The sequence below is a fragment of the Klebsiella sp. GL120222-02 genome (genome assembly GCF_003097195.1).
GTDB classification, from domain to species: domain Bacteria; phylum Pseudomonadota; class Gammaproteobacteria; order Enterobacterales; family Enterobacteriaceae; genus Klebsiella; species Klebsiella variicola.
Genome location: NZ_QEQO01000013.1, coordinates 13,207 through 29,325, shown reverse-complemented (window position 1 = coordinate 29,325; position 16,119 = coordinate 13,207). Strand labels below are relative to the sequence as shown.

At 58.4% G+C, this 16,119-nt stretch carries 13 protein-coding genes; 6 read left to right on the top strand and 7 right to left on the bottom strand.

The annotated features are described in order from the left end of the window. Nucleotides 1-59: 59 nt before the first annotated feature. Entirely contained in the window at nt 60-2,255 is a 2,196-nt protein-coding gene (priA, locus tag N438_RS26040; RefSeq protein WP_008807869.1) for a primosomal protein N', read from the bottom strand. A 252-nt stretch (nt 2,256-2,507) separates the two neighbouring features. Here priA and rpmE point away from each other — a divergent pair, with 252 nt between their 5' ends. After that, complete coding sequence (rpmE, locus tag N438_RS26035) at nt 2,508-2,720, top strand: 50S ribosomal protein L31 (RefSeq protein WP_008807868.1); 213 nt, start codon at nt 2,508-2,510, stop codon at nt 2,718-2,720. A gap of 102 nt (nt 2,721-2,822) precedes the next feature. Here rpmE and metJ read toward each other — a convergent pair whose 3' ends face one another. Continuing rightward, a complete protein-coding gene (gene metJ, locus N438_RS26030; RefSeq protein WP_004107547.1) occupies nt 2,823-3,140 on the bottom strand; it encodes a met regulon transcriptional regulator MetJ in 318 nt (105 codons plus the stop codon). Nucleotides 3,141-3,407: 267 nt separating this feature from the next. Here metJ and metB point away from each other — a divergent pair, with 267 nt between their 5' ends. Together metB and N438_RS26020 are read left to right on the top strand one after the other, a co-directional pair. Continuing rightward, complete coding sequence (gene metB / locus N438_RS26025; RefSeq protein ID WP_008807867.1) at nt 3,408-4,568, top strand: cystathionine gamma-synthase; 1,161 nt, start codon at nt 3,408-3,410, stop codon at nt 4,566-4,568. A 2-nt stretch (nt 4,569-4,570) separates the two neighbouring features. Then, nucleotides 4,571-7,003 carry a bifunctional aspartate kinase/homoserine dehydrogenase II gene (locus N438_RS26020; RefSeq protein WP_049008645.1) on the top strand — a complete coding sequence of 811 codons (2,433 nt, stop codon included), beginning with the start codon at nt 4,571-4,573 and terminating at the stop codon, nt 7,001-7,003. Nucleotides 7,004-7,041: 38 nt separating this feature from the next. On the opposite strand, the gene N438_RS26015 is transcribed toward N438_RS26020, so the two are convergent. Beyond that, nucleotides 7,042-7,413 carry a carboxymuconolactone decarboxylase family protein gene (locus N438_RS26015; RefSeq protein WP_008807865.1) on the bottom strand — a complete coding sequence of 124 codons (372 nt, stop codon included), beginning with the start codon at nt 7,411-7,413 and terminating at the stop codon, nt 7,042-7,044. 91 nt (nt 7,414-7,504) lie between these two features. Between N438_RS26015 and N438_RS26010 the strand changes: the two genes are divergently transcribed. Both N438_RS26010 and metF read left to right on the top strand, forming a co-directional pair. Further along, nucleotides 7,505-8,413 carry a LysR family transcriptional regulator gene (locus tag N438_RS26010; protein WP_110234175.1) on the top strand — a complete coding sequence of 303 codons (909 nt, stop codon included), beginning with the start codon at nt 7,505-7,507 and terminating at the stop codon, nt 8,411-8,413. A gap of 227 nt (nt 8,414-8,640) precedes the next feature. Then, nucleotides 8,641-9,528: a methylenetetrahydrofolate reductase gene (gene metF, locus N438_RS26005; protein ID WP_008807863.1), complete on the top strand. Its 888-nt coding sequence runs from the start codon at nt 8,641-8,643 to the stop codon at nt 9,526-9,528. 89 nt (nt 9,529-9,617) lie between these two features. Here the strand turns inward: metF and N438_RS26000 are convergent, their stop codons facing one another. The 3 genes from N438_RS26000 to N438_RS25990 all read right to left on the bottom strand — a co-directional run bounded on the left by N438_RS26000 (nt 9,618) and on the right by N438_RS25990 (nt 12,630). Then, nucleotides 9,618-10,721 (bottom strand): glycerol dehydrogenase, encoded by a 1,104-nt coding sequence (locus N438_RS26000; RefSeq protein WP_016162055.1) that lies wholly within the window; start codon nt 10,719-10,721, stop codon nt 9,618-9,620. 54 nt (nt 10,722-10,775) lie between these two features. Then, nucleotides 10,776-11,438: a fructose-6-phosphate aldolase gene (fsa, locus tag N438_RS25995; protein WP_040970709.1), complete on the bottom strand. Its 663-nt coding sequence runs from the start codon at nt 11,436-11,438 to the stop codon at nt 10,776-10,778. Nucleotides 11,439-11,643: 205 nt separating this feature from the next. Continuing rightward, a complete protein-coding gene (locus tag N438_RS25990) occupies nt 11,644-12,630 on the bottom strand; it encodes an AraC family transcriptional regulator (protein ID WP_165818822.1) in 987 nt (328 codons plus the stop codon). A gap of 24 nt (nt 12,631-12,654) precedes the next feature. Between N438_RS25990 and zinT the strand changes: the two genes are divergently transcribed. Next, on the top strand, nt 12,655-13,305 hold the full coding sequence (gene zinT, locus N438_RS25985; protein ID WP_032731556.1) for a metal-binding protein ZinT: 651 nt from the start codon (nt 12,655-12,657) through the stop codon (nt 13,303-13,305). Between the two features lie 48 nt (nt 13,306-13,353). On the opposite strand, the gene ppc is transcribed toward zinT, so the two are convergent. Further along, complete coding sequence (gene ppc / locus N438_RS25980; RefSeq protein WP_116696583.1) at nt 13,354-16,005, bottom strand: phosphoenolpyruvate carboxylase; 2,652 nt, start codon at nt 16,003-16,005, stop codon at nt 13,354-13,356. Nucleotides 16,006-16,119: the final 114 nt, after the last annotated feature.

Sequence of the window (16,119 nt, the reverse complement as noted above, 5' to 3'; positions counted from 1 at the left end):
AATTTTCATGAAAAACGTGATGCTTGTTGAATTTTTCGATCCGGCTCGCAAGAGAAGCCTTACCCTTCAATAGGATCGACATCCAGCACCCATTTCACTTTTCTCGCCTCCGGTAGCGTATTGATTAACGCCAGCGTACCGCTAACGATGTGCTGCAGGCGCACCCGCGAAGGGTGCTGCAGTAATATTTGCCAGCGCCAGCGGCCGCCGCGCTTCGGCGCCAGCGCCGGAACCGGACCGAGCACCCACAGTTTATCGTCGGCCAGCGGGCTGGCCTGCAAGAGATTACGTAACTGCTGTAAAAAAAGCGGTGCCTGCTGGTTGTTATGGTCTTCAGCACGTATCAACACGTGACTGGTCCACGGCGGTAGCTGCATCGTCTGGCGTTCGGCCAGCGCCTGCTCGGCAAAGGCGTCGTAGCCTTTATACAGCAGGGTCTGCAGCAGAGGATGCTCCGGATGGTGGGTTTGCAGGATCACTTCGCCCTGTTTTCCTGCCCGGCCCGCTCGTCCGGAGACCTGGGTATAGAGCTGAGCGAAACGCTCTGCGGAGCGGAAATCAGCGGAAAATAGCGCCCCGTCGACGTCCAGCAGGGAGACGAGGGTCACGTCCGGAAAGTGGTGGCCTTTGGCCAGCATTTGGGTGCCGATCAAAATGCGCGCGCCGCCGCGGTGGACTGCGGCGAGATGTTCCTCAAGCGCCCCTTTACGGCTGGTGGTATCGCGGTCGATACGCGAGATAGGCACGCCAGGGAACAGCGGCGTCAGGGACTGCTCCAGTTGCTCGGTGCCGATACCCACCGGCACCAGATGTGTGGAACCGCAGGAAGGGCACTGGCGCGGGATAGGGCGCTGACTGTCGCAATGGTGGCAGCGCAGATGGTGCTGCGCCTGGTGCAACGTATAGTAGCTGTCGCAGCGCGGGCACTCCGCGATCCAGCCGCAGTCGTGGCACAGCAGCGCCGGCGCAAAGCCGCGGCGGTTAAGAAACAGGATCACCTGGTTATCCGCCTGCAGATGCTGGCGCATGCGGTTGATCAGCGCGGGTGACAGACCCGCCTGCAGCACCTGTCCTTTCAGGTCGAGCACGTGCTGCTGGGCTGGACGCGCGTTGCCCGCGCGTTTGCTTAAGGTTAACTGCCGATATTTGCCCTGGCGGACGTTGTGCAGGGTCTCCAGCGCCGGCGTCGCCGAGCCGAGAATAATCGGGATCTGTTCGCTGTGAGCGCGCCATACCGCCAGGTCGCGGGCGTGGTAGCGCCAGCCTTCCTGCTGTTTGTAGGAGCTGTCATGCTCTTCGTCGATGACGATGACGCCGAGATCTTTAAACGGCGTAAACAGCGAGGAGCGAGTGCCTATCACAATGGCCGCTTCGCCGTTTTTCGCCTTCAGCCAGGCCGAGAGACGTTCGCTGTCATTGAGTCCGGAGTGCAGCACTTCCACCGGCGCATTAAAGCGCTGGCGAAAACGGGCGATAGTTTGCGGCGTCAGGCCGATCTCCGGCACCATCACCAGCGCCTGGCGCCCCTGCGCCAGTACATTCTCCAGCACGCTCAAGTAGACTTCCGTTTTCCCTGAGCCTGTGATGCCTGCCAGTAGCCAGGCGGAGAAGCGATCGGCAGCGCTGTGGATCGCCCCGACGGCGGTGGCCTGTTCGGTATTCAGACGCAGGCGCTCGCCGGCAACCGAATACGTGCTGCGCCAGTCGGTGAGGACGGGCGCTTCACAGGCCAGCTCCGCCAGCCCTTTGCCACGCAGCGCCTGCAGCGCCGCTTCATTAAATTCCAGTTCGCTAACCTGATGACGCCAGATCTTTCCCTGGCGCAGCGCCGCCAGCGCCTGCTGCTGCTTTGGGGAGCGTTTCAGACCGTTGAGGTCGACAGCCTGCCCCTGCTCGGTGGCGAACCAGTACCACAGCGGCGTCGCGCTGGCGGGTTTGCCCTGGCGCAGCAGAATGGGCAGCGCATGGAACAGCACATCGCCAATCGGATGATGGTAATACTCAGCCGCCCACATCAGCAGTCGCCAGACGGTGCCAGAGAAGACCGGCTCGTCGTCCAGCGCTTCGGCGACCGGTTTGAGTTCATCCAGCGGCAGCTCGCTGCGCTCGCTCACCGCCGCGACAATGCCGATCCGCTCCTGTTTGCCGAACGGCACCCGCACCCGACAGCCCGCTTTGACCGTCATGCCATCAGGCAGCAGATAGTCAAAGGTGCGCGGTAGCGGAACGGGTAGGGCAACGTGGGCGACGGGCATGTCATCTTCCTGACTTGAAATCTGGCGGGATAGTATACACATTACGATAAGGCGGCGCGGATCAGTTTGCATATGCTGGTCAAATTCTGTATGATTCGCCGCCTTCAATGCACTTTATACCGCATTGGAGATTGACCATTACCGTACGCTTCGCGCTGTCAGCAGTGTGGAAGACGACGGGAAATTATTAATATCGCGTGGTGTCTGGCGTTAGGGCTGGAAGAGCGACGCGGCCTTAACTGAGGTTCTCCCATGAAAAAAGGTATTCACCCAAAATACGAAGAAATTACTGCTACCTGTTCTTGCGGTAATGTCATGAAAATCCGTTCCACCGTTGGTCACGACCTGAACCTCGACGTGTGCGGTAAATGCCACCCGTTCTTCACCGGCAAACAGCGTGATGTTGCTACCGGTGGCCGTGTTGACCGCTTCAACAAGCGCTTCAGCATCCCGGGCAGCAAGTAAGTTGCCAGAAAAAGCCGCCTCAGGGCGGCTTTTTTGTGCCTCTCGCCAGCCTGCGCGGGACACAAAAAAGGGCGGAAGATTGCTTCCGCCCTTTTTATCAACTCAGTATTCCCACGTATCCGGGTCGATCCCCAGTTCACGCATAATCTCTTTCGCCGCTTCCGGGATCTCATCGCTGCGCTCTTTACGCAGGTCTTCATCGTTAGGCAACGGTTGTCCGGTAAAGGCATGCAGGAACGCTTCGCACAGCAGCTCGCTGTTGGTCGCGTGACGCAGGTTGTTCACCTGACGACGCGTGCGTTCATCGGTGAGGATTTTTAACACCTTCAGAGGAATGGAAACCGTAATTTTCTTTACTTGCTCACTCTTCTTACCGTGCTCAGCGTATGGGCTGATATATTCGCCGCTCCATTCAGCCATGAGATACCTTAATCCTCTGTTTATTAGTGAAGGGCCAGAATATTCCGCCCGGGCTATAATTGCGCGTAGTTTACCGTATGAGCGCGCTTTCTAACATGAGATAAGCCGCTACCGACGTGCGCTAATGCATATAATTTTAACGGCTATTTGCACTTTGCTCAATCTATACGCAAAGAAGTTTAGATGTCCAGATGTATTGACGTCTATTGTGACAATGTTTACTCTGGAGCCTGACTTTTCACCGATTCAGCCCAGGAACTTCCCAACATGACGCGTAAACAGGCCACCATCGCAGTGCGTAGCGGTTTAAATGACGACGAGCAGTACGGTTGCGTTGTCCCGCCGATCCACCTTTCCAGTACCTATAACTTTACCGGCTTTAATGAACCTCGCGCCCACGACTACTCCCGCCGCGGCAACCCGACGCGTGATGTGGTGCAGCGCGCCTTAGCGGAGCTGGAAGGTGGCGCCGGCGCGGTGCTGACCAATACCGGTATGTCGGCGATCCTGCTGGTGACGACGGTGTTCCTTAAGCCGGGCGATCTGCTGGTGGCGCCGCACGACTGCTACGGCGGCAGCTACCGTCTGTTCGACAGCCTGGCGAAGCGCGGCTGTTATCGCGTCCAGTTCGTCGATCAAAATGATGAGCAGGCGCTGCGGGCGGCGTTGGCGGAAAAACCGAAGCTGGTGCTGGTCGAAAGCCCAAGTAATCCATTGCTGCGGGTGGTGGATATTGCGAAAATCTGTGGTCTGGCGCGTGAGGCAGGCGCGGTGAGCGTGGTGGACAACACCTTCCTGAGCCCGGCGCTGCAAAACCCGCTGGCGCTGGGCGCCGATCTGGTGTTGCATTCCTGTACTAAATACCTGAATGGCCACTCCGATGTGGTTGCCGGGGTGGTGATTGCCAACGATCCGGCGACTGTCACCGAACTGGCATGGTGGGCGAATAATATTGGCGTCACCGGCGGCGCCTTCGACAGCTATTTGTTGCTGCGCGGTCTGCGGACGCTGTCTCCGCGTATGGAAGTGGCGCAGCGTAATGCCCTGGCGATTGTTGAGTATCTGAAAACCCAGCCGCTGGTGAAAAAGCTGTATCATCCGTCGCTGCCGGAAAACCAGGGGCATGAAATTGCGGCGCGTCAGCAAAAAGGTTTTGGCGCAATGTTAAGCTTCGAGCTGGACGGTGACGAGCAGACGCTGCGCCGTTTCCTGAGCGGGCTGTCGCTGTTTACACTGGCGGAATCGCTGGGGGGCGTTGAAAGCCTGATTTCCCATGCGGCAACGATGACGCATGCCGGCATGGCGCCTGAAGCGCGTGCCGCCGCCGGAATTTCAGAAACGCTTCTGCGTATTTCAACCGGTATTGAAGATGGTGAAGATTTAATTGCCGACCTGGAAAATGGCTTCCGGGCAGCAAACGAGGAATAAAAATGAGTGTGATTGCGCAGGCAGGGGCGAAGGGTCGTCAGCTGCACAAATTTGGTGGGAGTAGTTTAGCGGATGCGAAATGTTACCTGCGCGTCGCGGGGATCATGAAGGAATATTCGCAGGCGGGCGACATGATGGTTGTCTCCGCCGCTGGCAGCACCACCAACCAGCTGATCAGCTGGCTTAAACTTAGCCAGAGCGATCGCCTTGCTGCGCATCAGGTTCAGCAGTCGCTTCGCCGTTATCAGACCGAGCTGATTGGCGGTCTGGTGGAGCCGGCGGCCGCTGACACGTTAATTGCCGCCTTCATCCATGACCTTGAGCGTCTGGCAGGGCTGCTTGATGGCGGGGTTACCGAAGCGGTTTATGCGGAAGTAGTCGGCCATGGTGAAGTCTGGTCCGCACGCCTGATGGCGGCGGTCCTTAACCAACTGGGTATGGAAGCGGCCTGGCTGGATGCTCGCGCTTTCCTGCGTGCGGAACGCGCCGCGCAGCCGCAGGTGGATGAAGGATTATCTTATCCACTGCTGCAACAGCTGATGGCGCAACATCCGAATAAGCGTCTGGTGGTGACCGGCTTTATCTCCCGCAACCAGGCCGGGGAAACCGTCCTGCTGGGCCGTAACGGGTCTGACTACTCCGCCACGCAGATCGGCGCGCTGGCGGGCGCCTCTCGCGTCACCATCTGGAGTGATGTCGCCGGGGTGTACAGCGCGGATCCGCGTAAGGTCAAAGATGCCTGTCTGCTGCCGCTGCTGCGTCTGGATGAAGCCAGCGAGCTGGCGCGTCTGGCCGCTCCAGTGCTCCACGCCCGCACGCTGCAGCCGGTGTCCGCCAGCGATATCGATCTGCAGTTACGTTGCAGCTATACGCCGGAACAGGGTTCTACGCGCATTGAGCGCGTGCTGGCTTCGGGTACTGGCGCGCGGATTGTCACCAGCCATGATGACGTCTGTCTGGTGGAGTTCCAGGTGCCGGCCAGCCATGATTTCAAACTGGCGCATAAAGAGCTGGACGCCCTGCTCAAACGCGCCCAGCTGCGCCCGTTAGCCGTTGGCATCCATGCCGACCGCAAGCTGCTGCAGTTCTGTTATACCTCCGAGGTCGCCGACAGCGCGCTGAAGCTGCTCGATGAAGCGGGTCTGCCGGGCGAGCTGCGTCTGCGTCAGAAGCTGGCGCTGGTGGCGATGGTGGGCGCGGGAGTCACCCGTAACCCACTGCACTGCCATCGTTTCTGGCAGCAACTGAAAGGGCAACCGGTGGAGTTCACCTGGCAGTCCGAAGAGGGGATCAGTCTGGTAGCCGTGTTGCGCGCCGGGCCAACGGAAAGCCTGATCCAGGGGCTGCATCAGACCTTGTTTCGTGCAGAGAAGCGTATTGGCCTGATGCTGTTCGGCAAGGGGAACATTGGCTCCCGCTGGCTGGAGCTGTTTGCCCGCGAACAAACCACCCTGTCGGCGCGCACTGGCTTCGAGTTTGTTCTCGCCGGCGTAGTCGACAGTAAACGCAGCCTGCTGAACTACGACGGGCTGGATGCCAGCCGGGCGCTGGCCTTCTTCAACGATGAAGCGGTGGAGCAGGATGAAGAGTCGCTGTTCCTGTGGATGCGCGCGCATCCGTACGATGATTTAGTGGTACTGGACGTCACCGCCAGCGAACAGCTGGCCGACCAGTACCTTGATTTCGCCAGCCATGGCTTCCACGTGATCAGCGCCAACAAGCTGGCGGGCGCCAGCAGCAGTGATAAATATCGCCAGATCCACGACGCGTTTGAGAAGACGGGTCGCCACTGGCTGTATAACGCTACGGTTGGCGCGGGTTTGCCGGTGAACCATACCGTGCGCGATCTGATCGACAGCGGCGACACCATCCTCGGTCTGAGCGGTATCTTCTCGGGAACGCTCTCCTGGCTGTTCCTGCAGTTTGATGGCACCGTGCCGTTCACCGACCTGGTGGATCAGGCCTGGCAGCAGGGGCTGACCGAGCCGGATCCGCGCGTCGATCTGTCCGGTAAGGATGTGATGCGTAAGCTGGTGATCCTCGCGCGGGAAGCGGGTTATGACATCGAACCGGATCAGGTCCGTGTGGAATCACTGGTCCCTGCACACTGCGAAGAGGGGTCGGTCGATCACTTCTTTGAAAATGGCGAAGAGCTGAACGAGCAAATGCTGCAGCGCCTGGAGGCGGCCCGCGAAATGGGGCTGGTGCTACGCTACGTGGCGCGCTTTGATGCTAACGGCAAAGCACGCGTCGGCGTGGAAGCGGTACGTGAAGAGCACCCGCTGGCGGCGCTGCTGCCGTGCGATAACGTGTTCGCCATCGAAAGCCGCTGGTATCGCGATAACCCGCTGGTGATCCGCGGACCCGGCGCCGGGCGCGATGTGACCGCCGGGGCGATCCAGTCGGATATTAACCGTCTGGCGCAGCTGCTGTAGTTCCGAGAAAAAGACCAGGCGCTGCCTGGTCTTTTTTGTTAGTGCGCCGCAAAAACCGCTTTAGCGGCAAACAGGCCGTTGAGCGCCGCCGGGAAGCCGGCGTAGACCGCCATCTGCATGATCACTTCCGTAATCTCCTCTTGTGTCAGGCCGACATTTAATCCTGCGGCAATGTGTACTTTCAGCTGTGGCGCGGCGTTACCCAGCGCGGTGAGCGCGGCAATAGTAGCGATTTCCCGGCTGCGTAAATCGAGCCCCGGCCGGGCGTAAATATCGCCGAAGGGGAACTCAATCAGATAGCGGGCGAAATCGGGGGCGATATCCTGCAGGCTGTCGACGACGGCTTCCCCGCCGTGGCCATCCACCCGCTGCAGCATTTCCTGACCGGTGATATAACGTTCGCTGGACATCATTTTTTCCTCTCTGTGATGAAGCGTTGAGAGGAAGGGTAGGGAAGTGTGCCGGACTTGAGTAATACCCTTTTCGTGATACCTTTTCAGTATGACAACTTCGCGATTACATTCCCTGGATATTCGCCTGCTGCGCGCCTTTGCCGTGGTGGCGGAGGAAAATAACATCAGCCGGGCGGCGCAGCGGTTATTTATCTCGCAGCCGCCGCTGACCCGCCATATCCGCCATCTGGAAGCGCAGCTGGGGGTGACGCTGTTTCAGCGCCACAGCAAAGGCTTGATCCTGACCGACGCGGGAAGAGAGGTGCTGGAGATGATTCGACCTCTGCTGGCGCTCCAGGAACGCACGCTGGCGGCATTGAGCCAGCTCTCCGCTCACTCGCCGCAGCCCTTGTGTCTGGGATTGACCACCGCCTTTGAACAGGGCATTTTCGCCGCCGTTGAATCTGCGCTGAGCGATCATACCCGCACGTTGCATATTACCCGCCACGCCTCACCGGCACTGGCTCAGCAGGTACGCAAAGGCAAACTCGATGCGGCGCTGGTCGCGCTGCCGCTGAATACTGAAGGGCTGCACCTGCATCCTTTGCCGTATCAGGAGCCGCTCATCGCGGCATTGCCTGTCTCCTGGCCGGAAGCCGCCAGACCAGCGTTAACGCTACGCGCGCTCAATCATCGGCCGCTGTTCTGGTTTAAACGCGAGCGCAATCCCGATTTCTTTGACTACACGCGACGTATTTTCGACCGGGCTGGTTATACCCCCGCTTACGTGGAAGAGCCTGCCGAACATGATGTGCTGCTGGCGCGTATTGCGCGTGGCGAAGGCATGATCCTCCTGCCGGCGTCCTTTTCCGCGATCCAGCGTCAGGGGGTGGTGTTCTGTCCTGTCGCTGAAGGCGACAGCATGCCGTTAAGCCTTGGCGTGGTCTATGCGCCTCACCAGGCAGAATCCGTGCAGCAATGGCTCTCACTGCTGGATGATCACCTGACGACTCGCTAGTCTCAGGCTGAACATCGTGCTACCCCATATTGACTGCAGAGCGAGCTCTTTCGGCTGGCAAAGCGCCGGAAGATGAATTTTTTTCATTTTAGAGGCCTATTCCTCACTCTTTACGCAGATTTTTCTATTGACGCCCGCGCGCTTTTCCGTCATTTTTACATCTGGACGTCTAAACGTATAGAAGTTCGCAATATAACAGCCATTACATGCGATTGATGAGGTAAGGTATGAGCTTTTTTCACGCCAATCAGCGGGAAGCCCTGAATCAGAGCCTGGCGGAAGTCCAGGGCCAGATTAATGTGTCTTTTGAATTCTTTCCGCCGCGCACCAGTGAAATGGAGCAAACCCTGTGGAAATCCATCGATCGCCTGAGCAGTCTGAAACCGAAGTTTGTTTCGGTAACCTATGGCGCGAACTCTGGCGAGCGCGATCGCACCCACAGCATCATCAAAGGCATTAAAGAGCGAACTGGTCTGGAAGCCGCGCCGCACCTGACCTGTATCGATGCCACTCGTGATGAGCTGCGTACTATCGCTCAGGATTACTGGAACAACGGTATTCGCCATATCGTCGCCCTGCGCGGCGACCTGCCGCCGGGCAGCGGTAAACCGGATATGTATGCCGCCGATCTGGTGACGCTGCTGAAAGAGGTGGGCGATTTCGATATCTCTGTCGCCGCGTATCCGGAAGTGCATCCGGAAGCGAAAAGCGCACAGGCGGATTTGCTGAACCTGAAGCGTAAAGTCGAGGCGGGCGCCAACCGCGCGATCACCCAGTTCTTCTTCGATGTGGAAAGCTACCTGCGTTTTCGCGATCGCTGCGTTTCGGCGGGCATCGACGTGGAAATCATTCCGGGTATCCTGCCGGTCTCCAACTTTAAACAGGCGAAAAAGTTTGCGGATATGACCAACGTCCGTATCCCGGTGTGGATGTCGAAAATGTTCGAAGGGCTGGATAACGACGCCGAAACCCGTCAGCTGGTGGGGGCGAATATCGCCATGGACATGGTGAAGATTTTAAGCCGGGAAGGGGTAAAAGACTTCCACTTCTATACCCTGAACCGCGCCGAGATGAGCTACGCCATCTGCCATACGCTGGGCGTGCGTCCGGCCTGAGTGCTTGCCGTTTCCGCGGTCAGTAGGCGGCGCGTTCGACAGATAGACATAAAAAAACACCCGGCTGATGCCGGGTGTTTTGCTCTGGGTTATTCCCATTCCTGCAGGAAGCGCTGACCGTATTGGTCGGCCACCAACAGCGCGGCGTAGACCTGGTCTGAGTCGACGCCGCCCGGCATATTGTGAATGGTTTCGCCTTCAGCGCAGGCGGCTTCCGCCACCAGGCGCATTTTGGTCGGGATATCACCTTTGATGTCCAGCTGCGCCAGGGTGATCGGCAGCCCAACGCTGTGGCACAGCGCGGCGACGGTCTCTATTTCGTCCACCGGCGCATTTTCCAGCACCAGCTGCGTCAGGGTACCGAACGCCACTTTTTCCCCGTGATAATAGTGGTGGGCGTCAGGGATGGCCGTCATGCCGTTGTGAATCGCGTGCGCCGCCGCCAGGCCGCCGCTTTCAAAGCCGACGCCGCTCAGGTAGGTGTTGGCTTCCACCACTCGCTCCAGCGCCGGGGTGACCACGTGCTGTTCGGCGGCCAGCATCGCTTTTTCACCCTCTTCAAGTAAGGTGTTGTAGCACAGCTCGGCCAGCGCCAGCGCCGCCTGAGTGCATTTCCCACCCGCCATGGTGGTGGCGCCGCTACGGGAGCAGGCGCGGGCTTCGAACCAGGTGGCCAGCGCATCGCCAATCCCGGCGGCCAGCAGGCGAGCTGGCGCACCGGCAACAATCTGCGTATCGACAATGACCATGTTGGGGTTGTGCGGCAGCATCAGGTAGCTGTCGAACTCCCCTTCGTCGGTGTAAATCACCGAGAGCGCGCTGCACGGCGCATCGGTAGAGGCGATGGTGGGGGCGATCGCCACCGGCACATTCATAAAGTGAGCCAATGCTTTTGCGGTATCCAGCGTTTTACCACCGCCGATCCCCAGCACGGCGGTGCACTTCGCGCTGCCGGCGATATCGCGCAGGCGATTGATTTCATTATGCGAACACTCACCGCCAAACGGCGCAATTTCGGCCGCCAGGCCAGCGTCGGCCAGGCTTTTACGCAGCATCTCTTCCGCAAACCCCAGTACGAACTTATCGCCGACTACCAGCCAGCGTTCGGCCAGCGGCTTCAGATAGTCGCCGAGGCGCTTGATGGCGCCTGCGCCCTGAATGTATTTGCCTGGTGATTGAATAATGCGATCCATTTCGATTCCTCCTCGATGACCGTGCTGCCGCCCGCAGGCGACTCTCAGGTCCGGTTACAGGTTCAGCGTGCCAAAGGCGTTATTCCAGTCCTGTTCAAACTTCTCTATGGCTGACTCTACCGCAGGGGTGCCGAGCATTTGTTGCGCTACATCTAATGGAAGGGTGATGGCTTCGCAACCGGCCAGCAGGCAATCCAGCGCCTGACGGGGCGTTTTGAAGCTCGCCGCCAGCACTTTGCTCTCGGGCGCATGCATTTCCAGCAGAGATTGCAGCTCCTGCACCATGCAGATGCCGTCTCCGCCCTGGGCGTCAACGCGGTTAACGTAAGGCGCGACGTACTTTGCGCCGGCCAGTGCGGCCAGCAGGCCTTGCGAAGCGCTGTAGACGGCGGTGCCAAGAGTCGGGATGCCTTCCTTCTTCAGCATTTTGATAGCGGCGAGGCCTTCGGCGGTCACCGGGATTTTAACCACGATGCCCGGCACGGCGTTGCTCAGGCGTTTAGCTTCTTCCACCATGCCCTGCGCATCGCGGCTCATGGTCTGCGCGAAGAGGGTGCCCTCCGGACCGATGGCTTTCTGCAGGCGTGGGAGCACGTCCCATACCGGGGTTTTACCGGCGGCGATAATGCTCGGGTTGGTGGTTACCCCGGCCAGCGGGTAGATGCGGGCCAGGCGTTCCACTTCGGCGACGTTGGCGGTATCCAGATAGAGTTCCATCGTGTTTTCCTCAATGCTTAATTCGATATTGTCATTGAGGTAAGCATACGGCTTTCGTTCGAAGGACCGCCAGATGACAAATTTGCCAAAAACTGGATAAATGTACGCATCACGATTAAGGATGATTTAGATCACATTTATCGGCGATGGTGGGGTTGTGCAGCAATAAAAGCGCGCACAAAAGTCAGGTTTAACACACAAAAATCTAGTTTTTGGCCGGAGAAGATATTTCCGTTAACTGGCTATGATACTGACGGCGGTATTCAGACGGCGAGCGCTCGGTGGTTTTGCGAAACAGGCGGCAGAAATAATTGCTGTCGGCGAAGCCGCAGGCGTGGGCGATATCTTTCACTTTCATATCGTGGCCCTTCAGCAGCATACGGGCCTGTTCAAGACGAATATGGTTCAGATATTCATTGAAGCCCATTGGCCCGCATTTCTGGAACAGGTGAGAAAGATAGTTGGGGGAGAGATAGAACGCCTGGGCCACCGATTCCCGGCTCAGCGGCTCTGCATAATGGGCGTCCATGTACTGGCGGATCGCCTCAAACAGCGCCTGGCTGCGCGAGGAGGTTTGCGCCTGGCTGCCGAGAAGGTCATGGCAGTGGCTGAGCAGGCTGACGACAATGCTGCGGGCGGTTCGCTGCTCCTGCGGCTGCATCCGGAGCTCATTGAGCGCCTGCAGCAGAAATGAACCGACGCGCGGCCCGCGGCGCAGCACCTGCCGCTTTTCGACAACGGTTATCGCCTTGCCATTCCAGTGCTGCAGCGAGCACTCCAGTCGCTGCTTATCGAACAGGAGACTTAACAGCAGGCAGGGCGCCTGCCACTGCGGGCAGTTCCAGCTATCGCCAGGGATATAAAGCACGTCGTTCGCCTCAAGAGGGCTGGCGTTTTCGCCGAGTACCCGGTCGGGCAACTGCCCATCGATGATGATGTTCAGGCGGGGAAAATCAACTTGCACTACCGGCTCAGCAGGCGAGCGCATCTCGCCGGCAAAATAGACCCGGCCGATACCATTCTGCTTTTTTATTAATGAATCAATAAGTTGATTGATATCGTTGTCCATCATTCTTCCGTTCAGCGCATCACCTCTTTCATCATACCGGACATTTTTCCAGCGGTAAAAGCGCTTGCCAGTCACGCTTGCTTCCCAGATAAGATATGTTATATCGTAACAATTTGTCGCCATTGATATCAAACTCAGGAGAGAGTAATGACCAGAAAGATCCCCCTGCTGGCCTTTGGATTCGGCATGGTGCTAGCCAGCGCCCAGGTGTTTGCCCACGGCAATCATAACCATGGCCCGGCGTTAACCGACGTCGAGCGTCAGGCCAGCGAAGGCATTTTTGCCGATAAAGATGTGCAGGATCGCGCGCTGAGCGACTGGGAGGGCGTCTGGCAGTCGGTAAACCCGTATCTGCTCAACGGCGACCTTGACCCGGTGCTGGAGCAGAAGGCGAAAAAGCCCGGCGGCAAGAGCGTCGAGGAGTATCGCGCCTATTATAAGAAGGGCTACGCCACCGATGTGGAGCAGATTGGCATTGAAAATGATGTGATTGAGTTCCACGTTGGCGATGTCGTCAACAGCTGCAAATACCGCTATTCAGGCTACAAAATTCTGCATTACGCCTCCGGCAAGAAAGGCGTACGTTACCTGTTTGAGTGCCAGCAGGGCAATGCCAACGCGCCGAAATTTGTGCAGTTCAGCGACCATATCATTGGCCCGCGTAAATCGCAGCATTTCCATATTTTCATGGGTAATGAATCACAGGAGGCGTTGCTGAAAGAGATGGATAACTGGCCGACCTATTATCCATATGCGCTGCATAAAGAGCAGATCGTTGATGAGATGCTGCACCACTAGAACAGGTGAAAATCCCCCGACCGGGCGGCCGGGGGAGAGAGGCTTCGATTAGCCGGTGTTACGCATACCGGCGGCAACGCCGGCGATGGTGACCATCAGCGCTTGTTCAACGCGCGGATCCGGGTCCTTGCCTGCTTCTTCGGCCTGGCGTGAACGGTGCAGCAGTTCCGCCTGCAGGACGTTCAGCGGGTCGGTATAGATATTACGCAGCTGGATAGACTCGGCGATCCACGGCAGGTCGGCCATCAGATGGGAGTCGTTGGCGATGGCCAACACGACGTTGATGTCGGCAGCCAGCAGCTTACGCAGCTCGGTACCCAGCGCCCACAGCTCCGGCTTCACCAGGCGCTGATCGTAGTACTCTGCCAGCCACAGGTCAGCCTTCGAGTAAACCATCTCCAGCATGCCGAGGCGGGTAGAGAAGAACGGCCAGTCGCGACACATCGCTTCCAGTTCACTCTGTTTTCCACCTTCGACCACCTTCTGCAGCGCGGCGCCAGCGCCCAGCCAGGCCGGTAGCATCAGGCGGTTCTGGGTCCAGGCGAAGATCCACGGAATGGCGCGCAGCGACTCGACGCCGCCGGTCGGGCGACGTTTTGCCGGACGCGAACCCAGCGGCAGTTTGCCCAGCTCCTGCTCCGGAGTCGCAGAGCGGAAGTAAGGCACGAAATCTTTGTTTTCACGTACGTAGCCGCGATACATCTTGCAGGAGACGTCGGACAGCTCAGCCATGATGTCGCGCCATTCGGCTTTCGGTTCCGGCGGCGGCAGCAGGTTGGCTTCCAGAATGGCGCTGGTATACAGCGACAGACTGCTGATGGTCACTTCCGGCAGGCCGTACTTAAAGCGGATCATCTCGCCCTGCTCGGTGACGCGCAGGCCGCCTTTCAGGCTTCCCGGCGGCTGCGAGAGCAGCGCCGCGTGGGCTGGCGCGCCGCCGCGGCCGATGGAACCGCCGCGTCCGTGGAACAGCGTCAGTTCGATACCGGCTTTCTCACAGGTTTTGATCAGCGCGTCCTGCGCCTGGTACTGCGCCCAGGAGGCGGCCATCACGCCAGCATCTTTGGCGGAGTCAGAATAGCCAATCATGACCATCTGCTTGCCCTGGATAAAGCCGCGGTACCAGTCGATATTCAGCAGCTGAGTCATGACATCGTTGGCGTTGTTCAGGTCGTCCAGCGTTTCGAACAGCGGGGCCACCGGCAGAGCAAAACCAATCCCGGCCTCTTTCAGCAGCAGATGAACCGCCAGCACGTCGGACGGCGTTTTGGCCATCGAGATCACGTAGGCGGCGATCGATCCGCGCGGCGCCTCGGCGATCACTTTGCAGGTATCGAGGACTTCGCGCGTCTCTTCGCTTGGCTCCCACTGACGCGGCAGCAACGGACGTTTGGAGTTCAGTTCGCGGATCAGGAAAGCCTGTTTGTCGGCTTCTGACCAGCTTTCGTAATCGCCGATCCCGAGGTAACGGGTCATTTCGCCCAGCGCTTCGGTATGGCGAGTGCTTTCCTGACGGATATCAATACGCACCAGTGGTACGCCGAAAGACTTCACGCGGCGCAGGGTGTCGAGCAGTTCGCCGTTGGCGATAATGCCCATGCCGCAGGCCTGCAGCGATTTATAGCAGGCGTACAGCGGTTCCCACAGCTGCTCGTTCTGAGTGATCAGTCCCGCCGGTTTCGGCAGCTTCTGACCTTTCAGGCGCGCTTCCAGCCAGGCCTGGGTCTCCATCAGCTGAGTGCGCAGTTTCTTCATCAGATAACGGTACGGTTCCTGAGCACCCTCGGCGCCAGCCAGCGCGCGAAGTTCGTCGGTACACTCCACCATCGACAGCTCGGAGATCAGCACCTGCACGTCTTTGAGGAACAGATCGGTGGCTTTCCAGCGGCTGAGCAGCAGCACGTGGCGAGTGATGTCGGCGGTCACGTTCGGGTTGCCGTCGCGGTCGCCGCCCATCCACGAGGTGAAACGCACCGGGACGAAGTCCACCGGCAGCTGATAGCCAAGGTTGGCTTCCAGCTGTTCGTTCAGCTCGCGCAGATAGTTAGGCACCCCTTCCCACAGGCTGTTTTCCACCACCGCGAAGCCCCATTTGGCTTCGTCGACCGGAGACGGGCGGTATTTACGGATCTCGTCAGTATGCCAGGACTGGGCGATCAGCTGGCGCAGACGGCGCATCAGCTGATGGTGTTCGTAGTCGGCGATGTCTTTATTGTCCAGTTGCTTGAGGCAGCTGTTCACTTCCACCATTTTATGGATCAGCGTCCGGCGGGTGATCTCGGTCGGGTGGGCGGTTAATACCAGCTCCAGAGACAGAGATTCCACCGCTTTTTTAATGGTGTCTTTGTTGAGATTGGGTTGGTCTTTGAGCTTTCTCAGGGTACGCGCAATGACTTCCGGATTGCTGGCCGCTTCGCCATTCGGCGAAATGCTGTGATACTGCTCAGCGGTGTTCGCCAGATTCAGAAACTGGCTGAAGGCACGGGCAACCGGCAGCAGTTCGTCGTTAGACAAATTCTGCAGCGTGGTCAGCAGCTCCTGGCGGTTAGCTTCGTTGCCGGCGCGTGAAGATTTGGACAACTTACGGATAGTTTCGACACGATCAAGAATATTTTCTCCCAATGCATCCTTGATGGTATCGCCCAGCACCTTGCCGAGCATACTGACATTACTACGCAATGCGGAATATTGTTCGTTCATGTTACCCCAGACACCCCATCTCATTTTATTTTGTTATATCCGCTGCGCTGGAACGTGAGCAACGGATAAGCAACCCGTCTTTTATAAAGCCACGTAAATACCCCCACGTCAATT